Annotated in this window: 13 protein-coding genes; 9 read left to right on the top strand and 4 right to left on the bottom strand. The window is 45.1% G+C overall.

Going from position 1 to position 14,098, the window contains the following annotated elements; genetic code table 11:
• The first annotated feature begins 205 nt into the window (after positions 1-205).
• From ACQCVH_RS08285 to ACQCVH_RS08265, 5 genes are all read left to right on the top strand, one after another.
• Complete coding sequence (locus tag ACQCVH_RS08285; protein ID WP_426835257.1) at positions 206-1,888, top strand: methyl-accepting chemotaxis protein; 1,683 nt, start codon at positions 206-208, stop codon at positions 1,886-1,888.
• Between the two features lie 254 nt (positions 1,889-2,142).
• Positions 2,143-2,511 carry a DUF2089 domain-containing protein gene (locus ACQCVH_RS08280; RefSeq protein ID WP_426835256.1) on the top strand — a complete coding sequence of 123 codons (369 nt, stop codon included), beginning with the start codon at positions 2,143-2,145 and terminating at the stop codon, positions 2,509-2,511.
• A gap of 3 nt (positions 2,512-2,514) precedes the next feature.
• Positions 2,515-2,904 carry an SHOCT-like domain-containing protein gene (locus tag ACQCVH_RS08275; protein WP_426835255.1) on the top strand — a complete coding sequence of 130 codons (390 nt, stop codon included), beginning with the start codon at positions 2,515-2,517 and terminating at the stop codon, positions 2,902-2,904.
• 2 nt (positions 2,905-2,906) lie between these two features.
• On the top strand, positions 2,907-3,176 hold the full coding sequence (locus tag ACQCVH_RS08270) for a hypothetical protein (protein WP_426835254.1): 270 nt from the start codon (positions 2,907-2,909) through the stop codon (positions 3,174-3,176).
• 239 nt (positions 3,177-3,415) lie between these two features.
• Positions 3,416-4,831, top strand: a complete 1,416-nt coding sequence (locus ACQCVH_RS08265; RefSeq protein WP_426835424.1) for an MFS transporter — start codon at positions 3,416-3,418, stop codon at positions 4,829-4,831.
• 307 nt (positions 4,832-5,138) lie between these two features.
• Here ACQCVH_RS08265 and ACQCVH_RS08260 read toward each other — a convergent pair whose 3' ends face one another.
• The gene (locus ACQCVH_RS08260; RefSeq protein WP_426835253.1) at positions 5,139-5,498 is read right to left on the bottom strand and encodes a DUF5661 family protein; all 360 of its coding nucleotides are present in this window, start codon (positions 5,496-5,498) and stop codon (positions 5,139-5,141) included.
• A 199-nt stretch (positions 5,499-5,697) separates the two neighbouring features.
• Between ACQCVH_RS08260 and ACQCVH_RS08255 the strand changes: the two genes are divergently transcribed.
• Positions 5,698-6,705, top strand: coding sequence for a DUF3231 family protein (locus ACQCVH_RS08255; RefSeq protein ID WP_426835252.1), 1,008 nt, complete (start codon positions 5,698-5,700; stop codon positions 6,703-6,705).
• 60 nt (positions 6,706-6,765) lie between these two features.
• Here ACQCVH_RS08255 and ACQCVH_RS08250 read toward each other — a convergent pair whose 3' ends face one another.
• The 3 genes from ACQCVH_RS08250 to ACQCVH_RS08240 form a co-directional block, all read right to left on the bottom strand.
• Positions 6,766-7,521, bottom strand: coding sequence for an SDR family oxidoreductase (locus ACQCVH_RS08250; RefSeq protein WP_426835251.1), 756 nt, complete (start codon positions 7,519-7,521; stop codon positions 6,766-6,768).
• Positions 7,522-8,047: 526 nt separating this feature from the next.
• The gene (locus ACQCVH_RS08245; protein WP_426835250.1) at positions 8,048-8,605 is read right to left on the bottom strand and encodes an MEDS domain-containing protein; all 558 of its coding nucleotides are present in this window, start codon (positions 8,603-8,605) and stop codon (positions 8,048-8,050) included.
• A gap of 94 nt (positions 8,606-8,699) precedes the next feature.
• The gene (locus ACQCVH_RS08240) at positions 8,700-9,917 is read right to left on the bottom strand and encodes a CynX/NimT family MFS transporter (protein WP_426835249.1); all 1,218 of its coding nucleotides are present in this window, start codon (positions 9,915-9,917) and stop codon (positions 8,700-8,702) included.
• Positions 9,918-10,197: 280 nt separating this feature from the next.
• Here ACQCVH_RS08240 and ACQCVH_RS08235 point away from each other — a divergent pair, with 280 nt between their 5' ends.
• The 3 genes from ACQCVH_RS08235 to ACQCVH_RS08225 all read left to right on the top strand — a co-directional run bounded on the left by ACQCVH_RS08235 (position 10,198) and on the right by ACQCVH_RS08225 (position 14,056).
• Positions 10,198-11,196, top strand: coding sequence for a hypothetical protein (locus tag ACQCVH_RS08235; protein WP_426835248.1), 999 nt, complete (start codon positions 10,198-10,200; stop codon positions 11,194-11,196).
• 356 nt (positions 11,197-11,552) lie between these two features.
• Positions 11,553-12,983, top strand: a complete 1,431-nt coding sequence (aspA, locus tag ACQCVH_RS08230; RefSeq protein ID WP_426835247.1) for an aspartate ammonia-lyase — start codon at positions 11,553-11,555, stop codon at positions 12,981-12,983.
• 20 nt (positions 12,984-13,003) lie between these two features.
• Positions 13,004-14,056, top strand: coding sequence for an LLM class flavin-dependent oxidoreductase (locus ACQCVH_RS08225; protein WP_426835246.1), 1,053 nt, complete (start codon positions 13,004-13,006; stop codon positions 14,054-14,056).
• Positions 14,057-14,098: the final 42 nt, after the last annotated feature.

The following is a 14,098-nucleotide window of genomic DNA, read 5'->3' as shown; positions in this document are numbered from 1 at the left end:
GCTGCCATCCGGCAGTTTTTTTTTCTTTCAGAGGGGAGTAACTTTGAAAAGGGCTTCATCAGGAAGAGCTTTTTTATGATTCACACAGAGTATCTAGCTCTCTTGCTGAGTCCGATTCTGGAATTATTTACATATGAAGTATATACAAGATTCGTACGATATATGTCTTGAAGACTGTCATAACATAGACCCTGAGGTGAAGTGAATGAAAAGCATCAAGCATAAGCTGCTGTTGATTAACCTGATCATTGTGGCAATGATACTGGTATTAAGCGGTACTACTTACTTATCCATACTTAATTCTAACGAAAGTGTTCAGAATATTGTGAAGGATGAAATGCCATTGTTAATTGCCGATGAAAAACTGGCATTTAATATTTCCCAGCGGATCGCACTGGCCCGCGGCTACTTACTCTATCCGGAAGATAAAACCTTTAAAGAATCATTCATGACTTATACGGAGAAAAGTAAGTCCCTGCAAGAGGAAATCATCAATAGAGGGGCTTCAGAAGAGGCGAAAACTTTAATCAATAAAAGTGTGGAATGGAGAACAATAGTTACTGATGAAGTTTTTCCTGAAATAGAGAATGGGAATACAGATAAAGCCAGCCAAATAATGAAAGAGAGGGCACAGCCTCTTGGAAGAGAGATTATGGCTGGATTTGAAAAACTGTCCACTCATAGAGAAGGACTGATTGTGAAAAATGGAGATTCTGTTCTGCAAACGCTGGGTACAGTGAATATTTCTCTCCTTATCATTTCAGCTATCGTCACGATAACGGCCATTGTATTATCCATCTGGAGTGCTCAATCCATTACCAGGCCAATAAACGCTGTGGTGAGACGGATGCAGCAAATTGCTTCCGGAGACTTGCAATCTGCTGACCTGGAAACAAAGTCAAAGGACGAAATCGCTCAGCTCATGGAGGCTGCGAACAGCATGAGCAGCCAATTAAGAAGCATTATGCAAAGCCTGGTACAATCAAGTGAAATTGTAACAGATCAGAGCAAGTCGCTTGCGACTTCCTCTAACGAAGTCAAAGAAGGAAGTTTCCAAATTGCGCAGACGATGGAGGAGCTGGCATCCGGCGCACAGGATCAGGCACAGGACTCAGCTGCCCTTGCTGAATCAGTATCCGGGTTTATTCAGCGAATGGCAGAAACGAATCAGGCTGGGAATGAAGTAAGGGGCATAACTGAAAAAGTAAGAACATCAACTGAAAAAGGCAATCAATTAATGGTTCAGTCTGAACAAAAGATGATGGAGATTGAAGAAGTTGTCGAACAGTCTGTTAATCGGGTAAAAGGGTTAAATGAGAAAGTTAACAATATTACTAACCTGATAAATGTCATTACAGGAATTGCTGAACAAACGAACCTGCTCGCCTTGAATGCTGCTATTGAAGCGGCGAGGGCCGGTGAATCCGGCAAGGGCTTTGCTGTTGTGGCTGCCGAGGTTAGAAACCTGGCAGAAGATGTGAAGCATAGTGTATCAGATATCACTTCCATCATTTATGAAGTGCAGCATGAGGCGGTTAATGTAAGCAGCACTTTGACGACTGGCTTTGAGGCTGTACAAAGCGGAACACAGCAAATTAAAGAAACATCGGAAACATTTAAGACAATCTCTGCTCTGATCGATAATATGGCGAATGGAGTAGCTGTCATCTCCAACGACCTGGAAGCACTATCGGATAAAGGCAATCACATGAACATGGCGATCACAAGTATCGCCAGTGTGTCAGAAGAAGCAGCTGCGGGTATTGAAGAAACTACTGCTTCCACGGAACAGACATCAAGTTTGATGGAGCAAATATTACTAAGTGCAGAATATCTGGCTCAGCAGTCTGAACAATTAAATAAGATTACAGGTCAATTTAAAATATAAAAACAGCAAAAAGAGGATATTCCATTAGGGACATCCTCTTTCTTTTTTGCAGGTTTTGGTAAAGCTGAAGATGGCGGCCAGTTCTTCATGGAGATTGGGTCTTACTAATTAAACTATTGTATATATTAAATTATTTAATATAAATGTTAAATTATTTAATAAAAATTGATTTTTTTATAATAAATGTTAAATGTATATTTTAAAAATTAAATATTTGCTGTATGATGATATTAATTAAAAGAAAGGAGAACAGTATGGCGTATCCTTTACTCACTAATTGTCCTGTTTGCACAAACGCGCTGACGATCACGAAGCTGCAATGCAGCCATTGCCAAACCACGGTAGAAAACGAATTTGAGATTTCCAGACTGGCGGCGCTTGGCCAGGAACAGCTGCATTTTATCGAGATATTCCTTAAATGCCGTGGAAACATCAAAGAAGTCGAGAAGGAGCTCGGCATCTCCTATCCGACTGTCCGTGGAAAACTGGATGAAATCATCTCTGCACTGGGGTACTCCTCGCAAAAGAAACCGGAAGTGGATAAGAAAAAAATTGTATCGCTGCTTGAAAAAGGTGAAATCACAGCAGAGAAAGCCATTCAGTTATTAAAGGAGGAAGAATAGGCCATGAAAGATGAAATTTCAAGGGTCTTAACACTGGTTGAGGAAGGAAAGCTTGATAAGGAAAAGGCAGGTGAGCTGATTAATGTCTTGCAAGGCAAAGATCAGCCGGAGCTGGTGACCATAAAAAAAGATGTACCATATGGCAATAAAATGCTGAAAATTCGTGTGAATTCTAAAGAAGGCGATAATGTAAACGTGAATTTGCCGATCAACCTGGTTAAGGCTGTCCTTAGAGTAGGGACCAATATCGCCGAAAGAATCCCTGAAGCAGCGAAATATGTGAAGGATATCAATATCGACCTGCTCATTGAAGCCATTGAAAACGAATTGGACGGACAAATCGTTGACATCATCTCGGCCAATGGCGACAAAGTGCTCGTGGTGATTGAATAATTATGTTAAAGATCAAGGTGAAAGCAAAGGATAAACGCTTGTTCATTCCTGTTCCCTATGCAGTTTTGAATTTAGCTGGGCTGATTGTTACCTCCAAAAAGATTAATCGCTTCATAAATAACGCAATTGAGAAAGATGGAAGCAAGTTCATCTTCCCTGAAATTGATAGAAAAGATCTAAAGCCGCTCCTGCAAGGTATTTCCCAGCATCGCGGATTGACCCTTGTTGAAACGAAATTGAAGGATGGAACTGAGGTAGTAATAAAGCTATAAAAATCTTCTATTATTTGGTTACTGCGGCTGCCGGTCAGGCAGCTTTTTTCTTTTTCTTCAAAGAAAGTTTCTCCCTTCCTGACAGCCAAAACTTTCTTCTGATATCTATTATGTTTTAAGCCCCAAATAAAGGGAAAAACCTACTAAGCTAGTTAGTTAGATAGTATGTAGGAGGGGGAAATGTGAAGGAACAGCAAGAGACTCTAGAAGCAAAAGATATTACTGTTGTTGACAGTTCGATGGCGAAGAAGTCCATGATGGGGACATCCATCGGGAATGCGATGGAGTGGTTTGATTTTGGTATTTATTCATTTTTGGCAGTTACGATGGGCAGGGTGTTTTTTCCGGAGATTGACCCATCTTTTCAATTAATATACGCGTTTGCCACGTTTGCGGTGGCATTTATTGCTCGTCCGCTCGGCGGTATGTTCTTCGGGATGCTTGGTGACCGGATAGGCAGGAAGAATGTGCTGGCCATTACGATGATCCTGATGGCGGCTTCCACGCTCAGCATCGGCTTGATCCCGGGCTTTGCAGCGATTGGGATTACAGCTCAAATTTTACTATTATCAGCAAGGCTTGTGCAAGGTTTTTCAACCGGCGGGGAATATGCCGGAGCTATGACCTACATAACCGAAACAACTCCTGATAAAAAACGCAGCTTCATGGCCAGCGGCCTTGAGGTTGGGACACTGGTCGGCTTTATTGCCGGCGCCGGCCTTGTTACGCTGCTGACCTTTATGCTTGGCAGCGAGGCGATGACGGCATGGGGCTGGAGAATTCCGTTCTTCATTGCCGCTCCGCTTGGAATCATCGGCTTCTATTTCCGTAATCATTTAGGTGAAACGCCGGCTTTTGAGGCGATGAATGAATCGATTGAAGAGAAAAAGAATGAAAGTGTCACGCTAAAAGAGATTTTTGCCGGACATTGGAGAGCATTATTGACTTGTACGGCGATTGTTATTTTCTACAATGTCATGAGTTATACCGTTCTGACTTATATGCCGTCTTATATGTCAGAAGAGCTCGGGTACAGTGAAGGGAAAGGGCTCCTGATGCTTGTTCTTGTGATGATCGTCATGATCCCGATGGTATTGGCAATGGGGCATTTGAGCGACAAATTCGGACGGAACCGCATCCTGAAAGCCGGCCTGATTGGCGCGGTTGTCCTGAGCATCCCTGCTTTCATGCTTGTCCGTTCCGGCAGCACATATGGTGCGTTCTTCGGATTGCTGATCCTCGGCATGCTGCTGACGACTATGCAGGGATCATTGCCTGCAACGCTGCCATCGCTGTTTTATACAAAAGTGCGCTACGGGGCACTGGCGATTACATATAATACAGCAACGTCCCTGTTCGGAGGCACGACACCGCTGCTGGTTGCATGGCTGGTGAGCGTAACCGGCAATAATATGGTGCCCGCTTATTACCTGATGGGCATGTGCCTGTTCGGCATCATCATCGTCACTCTGTTTGTAAGAGAGACAGCAGGCCGTTCGCTTCGCGGCTCAGCACCGGTTGTTGAACGCCAGAGCGAGGTGAAGGAAGCCCTTAAGAATCCGGAAAGGGCCTACTGGTGGAAGAATGAAGGAAGAGCTGCCAGGAAAGGTGTTTTGGGTAAAGGATTGTTGACTGGATTGTTGAATAAGCATTAGAAAAAGGTGCCTGACTCTAAACGCATACACGCTGTGCAGATGGAGTCAGGCATTTTTTTATATAAAGGGGGATTCATTGTGAAAAATATCTCTTTGCGATTGGTATTCATTTTAGTGGGGGCTTTGCTTGGAGGCTCATTGTATGTCTTATAAAAAGGGAATTTCCACTGAGTGTCTTAGCAGGCTTTGCGGCTGGCACAGTGTTTATTCTTCTTTTAGCTGTGTATAGAAGAAAAGAGTGAAGAAACCTGTCTCTCTGTCTCAGGATTCCTAAAGAAAGTGCCTTATCCCTTTGGGAAAAGGCACCTCATTTATTCCAATAAGCCTTTGCTTCTTTCTCCAGCACCTTTAACCGTTTGTAGTAATCTGGAAACTCGTTAAGGTGGGCGAGGGCAATTTTTCCCGTGATGAGTGGGTCGTCGCCTGTCACATTCGTTTGGCTTGAGATTTTTCCGTGTTCGAGCTCTGTATTCACCCCTAGCCAAAACTCATTCAAATCGAATCGGCTTGTTTGAAAATTGATTCCCAGCAGCAAAGCGATTGCGGCGGCTTCCTCTTTGGAAAAAGACTTTTGCCTGGCAGCATGATGAGGGTATGGATATCTAACATCATGCCTATGGCCGTTGAAGAAACGGTGTGAATAAGGATTATGAGAGTACAAGAACATCGCTCCTAAAAGGCAGAATACGTTAGTAGCATATGACTTTCAAGGTGGGATGGTGTCTGGCTCCAAGTCTTTTATACTTGGGAAGGGTATGCTATTAAAAGGGAACTTTTCCCCTTTAGCCCTTAGGTATGTGTTCAAACATATTTCTCTTTATTCAGGAGATAATAAATATTAGTGGACTTGAATAGGAGGAAAAGGCATGGAGACTCATCACAATCATTTAAAGCTGACCGCCGCAGAATTGAGTTATTTATGGGCTTCTTACATGGCAGACAGTATGGCGGTTTGTATATTAAATTATTTTCTCCAGCATATTGAAGATGAAGACATCCAGAACCTCGCATCCCATGCTTTAGACTTATCACAGCAGCATGTGGAGATCATAGAAGAGATCTTTACAGAAGAAGGCATCCGGATTCCGCAGGGATTTACGGAGGAAGATGTGAATTTAGAGGCGAAGCGATTGTTTTCCGACGTTTTTTATTTGCGCTATATACACAATATGGCAAAGGGCGGTCTTGCCACTTATGGCCGGGTGCTGCAGAATACATGGCGGTCTGATATTCATTCATTCTATTCCAAGTGCTTAACCTCAACAATCGAATTAAAGACCGAGGCCAATGAGCTGTTATTGGAAAAGGGACTGAGTGTGCGCCCGCCAAGCATTCCATATCCGGAAAAAACGGAGTTTGTTCATAAGCAGTCCTTTATTCTGGAAGGGCTGGGGAGGAGGGAATCCCTCACCGGGTCAGAGGTGACGAATCTTCATGCAAATATTCAGACGAATCATTTAGGAATCAGTATGGCTTCAGCCTTCAGCCAGGTAGCCAAATCAGATAAGGTCCGGAAATATATATTAAGAGGAAAGGAAGTTTCCCGGAAACATATAAAGGTTCTGAGCCGCTACTTGGAGATGTGTTCATTGCCTGTCCCCATGGGCTTTGACCAGGAAGTAACCGAATCAACCGAGTCGCCATTTTCAGATAAATTAATGATGTTCCACTTTGGCCTGAGGATTTATGCCGGAATCGGCAACTATGGAATAGCCATTTCAGAGAGCAATAGAAGCGATCTGGTTATTGATTATGAGCGGTTTACTGGAGAGGTCCTCAAGCTATCTGAGGATGGAGTAAATCTGATGATTGAAAATGAATGGATGGAGCAGCCGCCATTGGCAGCAAATCGCAGGGACTTGGCGAAGGATTGATAAAAAAGAGGTGCCATTGCCCGGAACAGGGGGGGCAGGCACCTTTTTTGAGCTGCAGGATCATCCCCTCATAAACCCGCCTTCCGAATGGATAATCTGGCCGGTGATCCATTCAGCATCTTCGCTTGCCAGGAAGGCAGCAAGACGTGCAGTATCATCCGGTGTGCCAATCCGGCCCATTGGAAATTTAGGCAGGAGGTGATTTCTGATACCGTCTGTCATCCACGTCGAATCGGTTGGACCTGGATTGATAGCATTAACGGTAATCCGAAGCGGTGCAAGCTCCTGTGCTAATGATCTCGTAAAAGCAGAAATGGCGCCTTTGGTCGCTGCATAAGCCAGTTCCCCTGGCATTGGGGCTATATCCTGACCGGATGTCATGTTGATAATGCGGCCAGACGGTGAACCTGAGTCTTTAAACCGGCGGGCAAACTCAGCACACAGAAGAAAGGTGGACCTCATATTGACCGCGTAATGAAGGTCAAGTGTGCTTGCATCTAACGATTTATAATCATTATTAACAGAATGAGCGGCATTGTTAACCAAGATGGACGGAGAGCCCAGTCGGCCTGCAGCTTCTTCATAGATGGCCAATGCCGCATTTGCATCTGTCAGATCCACCTTTAGTGCCTCGCAGCGTACACCAATATCAGCAATATCCTGCTGAAATTGTTCAATCCACTCAGCATCAGAATGCCAGTGTGTAAAAAATATATCTATATCCTGTGAAGCCAGCTTGCGGCAAATTGCTGTACCAATTTCATTTTCACTGCTCGCACCTGTAACCAGAGCGATTTTTCTTTGAGAATGACTCATAGTTTTTACCCCCAATTATTAGGGACGTTTGGCTGCGGGCAATAGAAATGCTAATTCCCCGAAAATAAAAGCAGACCTCTGTGACGGTGTCTGCATGGCCGATGGAAAGTTCTTGACTCCACACCAAGCTCCCCTGAAATGATGATCATAAGAATAAATGGACATACTCCCCACTAAAAAGGAAATGAGACTATATTTATTTATGTTCATTGCCAGTCATTACAGTGTCAGCCACATGCAGAATCTTGATTCTCCTTTCCTTGCATCTCTATCTCCATCTTACTTATAAGAGGAGGGGGACACAACTGTTATTGTCAGAAAATTTTAATCTGTTATTCTGAGGCACCTTCCCGAAATTTCACCCATATATTCCACCATGAAAGCATATTGAACATACCGGTGGGCAAAGCATTAAGGCCTTCCCTTAAACCAGCACGTTTATTGTAAATAAGATGGGAGGGTTCAAAAAAACTCGCTTCCTGCATACCGGGGAAGCGAGTTAATCTTAAGTTGGTAACCTTATTGCTTATTGAGACACATGTATAACTTCTTTCTCATTCATGACTATACCATGGCAATCCTGCAGCACTTGCTGAAAAGAATCGGTTACTCGATCCGCATTATAAACACAAACAGATACGATTCCTTTTCCATCTAGGTGTTTATGAAGTTCTTGCTCATATTTTGCTATGCTGTTGCAGATTTCCTGGTCTTCCCGCCATTCAATAAATCCCCAGGTACTGATTGAGGCCCTTTTTTGCAGTTGGGTTTCAGTGTTTTTTATAAATTGATCGACAACTGTCTGCGGATGGAAATTACCATGGGTATAGTAAAAATCGAAATTATTTATAACCTGCAGGTAAGATAATTCTTCTGTGGTTAATTCCTTTTCGAGCCTGGTTTTGATTTGGCGTATATGCCGATCATTTTCAAGCAGAAGAATATTATCACCGTTTTTTATGCCTGCCACAATAAAAGAAACTGCATTGGTAATATAGTTTTCTTCATTATTGTAGAGGTAGCAAATATGCCCCCCATTATTTGCTTTACAGTTTTTATACAAGTCTACAATTAAACTATCCATATGTGCCCCCTCAATCTCCAGATGTATGTATAATAAAATTTTTTATTTCTATAAGGAAGTTGAAATCATCCTCCATTACTTTTTCCAAAATTTCTTACGATACAAACCGATTCCGTCCGGAAAGCATCCCAAACACCATTACAATGGCTGAAATTCCGATCAGCATAATGAGCGGCAGAGTCCATGAATGTGTCAGATCAAATAAATACCCGATGAACAGCGGTCCGATGGAGGCAAGGATATAGCCGGTCGATTGGGCCATACCTGATAACTCAGCTGCCTGCCTGCCATTTCTGGCACGAAGTCCAATATAGCTGAGGGCGAGAGGGAAGCTGCCGCCAAGTGCGATTCCAATCAGGATGATACTGATGATCAAGACAGGGTAGGAGGCGCCGTACAGCAGGCCGCTGTAGCCGGCGACCGCACAAAGGCTGAGTGCAAAGGCAATCCAGATCTGTGATTGATATTTCCCTGCAAGGACAGGGATGAAAAAGCTGGCCGGCAGACCTACCAGCTGTGTGAAGGATAGGAGCCACCCTGCTGTCGCGATGCTGATGCCATGGCTATGCAGGATTTCCGGCAGCCAGGAGATCGTGACATAAAATAGGGAAGACTGAAATCCCATGAAAAGCGCAAGCTGCCAGGCAAGAGGTGTCCGCCATATCCGTCCTGAAGCTGTTCCGGGATTCAGCATAATATTGCCGGGGCTGCTTTTTTGGGACCTGAAAAGGAAAAGCCACACAGTGAACGCAGCAATTACCGGGATGGCCCAAACCCCTTGAGCGCCTTGCCATCCAAGGTCGGCATCGACTGCCAGGGGAACGCTGATTCCTGACGCGAGCGAAGCGATCAATCCCATGGATGTTGAATACACGCTTGTCATCAGTCCAAATTTATTCGGAAACTTCTCCTTTACAACAGCAGGCAGAAGAACATTGCCGATAGCGATGCCCAATCCGGCCAGGAAAGTTCCGGCAAAAAGAAAAAAGGCCATCGGAATCGAGCGGATGGCTATGCCGGTGAATAGGGAAAGCAGGCCAATAAGAAGTGTCCGTTCATTCGTCAGGAGCGAAGCAATTTTTGGCACCAGGGGAGACATGAATGCAAATACCAGGAGAGGCAGACTCATCAGCAGTCCTGCACTCCAGTGCGCCAGGCCGACATCATCCTGGATGATTCCCACCAGCGGTCCTAAAGACGTGATGGCTGGCCTTAGGTTAAACGCAACCAGAATGATCCCTGCGATAAATAAATACTGTTTGGCTGGATCCATATTGGGTTTAGTATTGGCTTTAGGATTCAGCTTTTCCATAAAACATTCCTTCTCTCATACCCATTTTTTTATCAAGTATAGCATATCGTGAGCTTGCCTGAATGGTCGTACGAGGGTGATTACTCTAAAGTTTCTGATAATGTTTCACGTGGAACAAGTTTTTTACGTTTTTTAAAATAAAGGGAGAAGGCAGGGAATTAGAATTATTATGTGAAAAACTTCACATAATGTTCATGAATTATCCGTCCATTGATCCTATAATGTTATATATTATTACTGTAATCATATGGTTTATAGATAAAACAAGGAGGAAGCAAGCATGAAAAAATTATTCCAGCTACTGCTTATTACAGGTATAGTCATGACGCCTTTTTTTACAGACGCTCATGTGAAATGGTTCACAAATGTTATTCCTCAGAAAGAAACTATTGAAAATATATTATCACCATTATTTATGGGCTTGGCATTAACCGCTGCGGTGATACTTGGATTGCTGACATTGGCCATTCCTAAAACAACCGAATGGGCACCGGTCAAGAGATTGGATGACTGGCTCTCTCAATTCAGAAAATACAGCCGATATATTTTGAAATATGGAACGGCAATAGCTTTAATGATCCAAGTCACGAACGGGAGCTTATTTGCACCAGAATTCCATCTTGAAGGGACGCCGGCTGTTGCAGCGGCTTGGGCGGCAATCGGATTCCTGCTCATTCCCCATCATATCTCAACAAAGGTTGCGGCCATCCTGCTGCTCGGGCTGTTTGCATTTGTCACCATGCATAATGGCATTTTCCATATGCTTGATTATGGGTATTATGCAGCCATCATCGGCGTGCTTCTGGTAGGCAGCACACGCCTTGAGAAGGCAGGTTTCCCGCTGCTTTATTTAGGCACAGGTTTATCTCTTTGCTGGGTAGCGGTTGAAAAATGGGTGTATCCAAGCATGTCTCTTGATATTGTGGCCAATCATGGAGTGCCGACATTCGGCTTCGCACCGGCAGCCTTCATTGTAATGGCTGCATTCATTGAGTTTATCGTGGGCTATTTACTGGTTGTGGGCATATTGAACCGTGTGGTCGGATTTGTCGTCACAGTCATTTTCATTACAACAACGATGCTTTTTGGAATGACAGAAGTAATCGGCCACTTCATGATCCATATTATCCTGATCATCTTCATCATTGAGGGGATCTCATTCTACAACCCGCCTATCAAGCTGCACAAAACCAGAACCGATCAATTTGTATTCGTATTCCTTAACTTTCTCTTTGTACTGGCGGCGTTTATCCTGATTTATTACCGCTTTGCCGGTTAAGGGACAGCTATCCAGAATAAACATTGTGGCAGTTCATAATTAAAAACAGGCGAAAAAGTACACAATGGTGTGCTTTTTTTTTGTCGTAGGAGACAAAAAGTAAAACACATCTATCTGTACCAGAGGGCTCTCCTAAAAAAGGAAGGGAGATATCCCGCAGGATAAAGGTCAGTGGAGGGCTTCCCATAGAAGAAGATTCCAAAGGTAATCATATTAATGTTCCTCCTGCATTTGGGCAATCCTAAAACAGATAATTTAAGGTGAATATTGGACCGAAGTCATTTACAATAGAGTGGGATTAGCAATAAGATATAACATCAAAAACAAATAGCGAAAAGAAGAGGAATGAGGCAACGATGTCAGTCAAGACAAACGGTTTTCGAATAGAGAAGGACTTTCTGGGGTCGAAAGAAGTCCCTGCACATGCGTACTATGGGATTCAGACACTGAGGGCGGTAGAGAATTTTCCGATTACCGGCTACCGAATCCATCCTGAACTGATCAAAGCGATGGCAATGGTAAAGAAGGCAGCTGCAATGGCGAATGTGGAGGTCAAGGCTCTTTACTCAGGCATTGGCGACGCGGTTGTCCAGGCGGCAGATGAAATGCTTGCCGGCAACTGGCATGATCAAGTGATTGTCGACCCGATCCAGGGGGGAGCAGGTACTTCTTTTAATATGAATATGAATGAAGTGCTGGCAAACCGGGCACTTGAAATCATGGGCAGGGAAAAAGGGGATTATCCATACTGCAGTCCGAACACCCATGTCAACATGTCACAGTCTACGAACGATTCATTCCCGACTGCCATGCATATTTCAATCTTAAAGGTGCTTGAGCAGCTGATTGATTCTATGGAGAATATGCACAAGGCATTTATGGATAAAGCTGATCAGTTCAACCATGTGATCAAGATGGGCCGGACACATCTGCAGGATGCTGTGCCAATCAGGCTTGGGCAGGAGTTTGAAGCCTACAGCCGCGTGATTGAACGCGATATCAAGCGCATCAAGCAATCAAGGCAGCATTTATATGAATTGAATATGGGAGCGACAGCAGTCGGCACAGGCTTGAACGCACAGCCCCACTACATTGAATTAGTGGTCGAATATTTAGCAGATATCAGCGGCCTGCCGTTCAAGGGGGCAGAGCATCTGGTCGATGCCACTCAGAATACAGATTCATACACAGAGGTCTCCAGCGCGCTGAAAATCTGTATGATCAATATGTCTAAAATTGCAAATGACCTGCGCCTGATGGCTTCCGGCCCTAGAGCTGGACTCGGGGAAATCTCTCTGCCGGCAAGGCAGCCGGGTTCATCCATCATGCCAGGCAAGGTTAATCCGGTTATGCCGGAGCTGATCAACCAGACTGCGTTTCAGGTAATCGGCAACGACCAAACCATTTCGCTGGCCTCTGAAGCTGGACAGCTGGAACTGAATGTCATGGAGCCGGTGCTGATCTTCAACCTGCTGCAGTCGATCACCATTATGACGAATGCTTTCAAGTCGTTTACCGACCACTGTGTCAAAGGGATTGAAGCAAATGAGGACCGGATGAAGCAATATGTAGAAAAAAGCGTTGGCATTATCACAGCCGTTAATCCTCATATTGGCTATGAAGTGGCGGCCCGGATTGCCAGGGAAGCCATCCTGAACGGCGCCCCTGTCAGGGAACTCTGCCTGCAGTATGATGTTCTGACAGAAGAAGAACTGGACCTGATCCTGGATCCGTACGAAATGACACATCCAGGCATCGCCGGTGCTGCACTATTAGATAGAGACTAAACGATCAGGGAGAGATGAAAATGGAAATCGGAATCAGCACATTTGTGGAAACGACCCCTGACGTTAAAACAGGAGAAACTGCAAGCCATGCACAGCGGCTGCGCGAGGTTGTTGAAGAAATTATCCTGGCTGATGAAGTTGGGCTGGACGTTTTCGGTGTCGGCGAGCACCACAGGAAGGACTATGCTGCTTCTTCACCTGCAGTCCTCCTGGCTGCTGCCGCGCCGCAGACCAAAAAAATCCGCCTGACAAGTGCGGTCACCGTCCTGTCATCGGCCGATCCAGTCCGGGTCTTCCAGGACTTTTCCACACTCGACGGCATCTCGAACGGCCGGGCTGAGATCATGGCGGGTCGAGGGTCGTTCATTGAATCGTTCCCGCTCTTCGGTTATGATCTCCAGGACTATAATGAGCTTTTCGATGAGAAGCTGGGCCTGCTCCTGGCACTGCAGAAATCTGAAAAAGTGACTTGGGCTGGAAATCACCGTCCGGCAATTGAAAATCTCGGTGTGTATCCGCGCCCGGTCCAGGATCCATTGCCAATCTGGATCGGGAGCGGAGGGAGCAGTGATTCTGTCATCCGCGCCGGACTTCTGGGACTGCCGCTTGTCCTCGCAATCATTGGAGGCCGTCCGGTGCAGTTTGCCCCGCTCGTACAGCTGTACTACAGGGCTGCAGCACAAGCCGGCCATGACATTTCCAAGCTCCAGGTAGCCTCCCATTCTCACGGATTTGTGGCAGAAAGCAATGAAGAGGCAGCGGACAAATTCTTCCCGCCGACCCAGCAGGCCATGAACGTCCTTGGCAGGGAACGGGGCTGGGGGCATTATGACCGCACAGCATTTGACGCTGCGCGGAGCTTTGAAGGCGCCTTGTATGTAGGAGATCCGGAAACTGTTGCTAAGAAAATCATCGACCTTCGGAAGAACGTCGGCATTACCCGCTTCATGCACCATGTGCCAGTCGGCAGCATGCCGCATGAAGATGTCATGAAAAGCATTGAATTGCTGGGCAAGGAAGTCGCGCCGATTGTGCGTGAGGAAATTGCCAAGTGGGAAGCAGAGCAGAAATAAAAGGACAGAGGGGCATTTTTTGTCCCTCTGTTTCATTCTATA

It is taken from the genome of Bacillus infantis (assembly GCF_050107595.1).
In the GTDB taxonomy this organism is placed as follows: Bacteria; Bacillota; Bacilli; order Bacillales; family Cytobacillaceae; genus Bacillus_AB; species Bacillus_AB infantis_C.
Note: the sequence above shows the minus strand (reverse complement) of the source record. Positions and strands in the feature narration are given on the sequence as shown.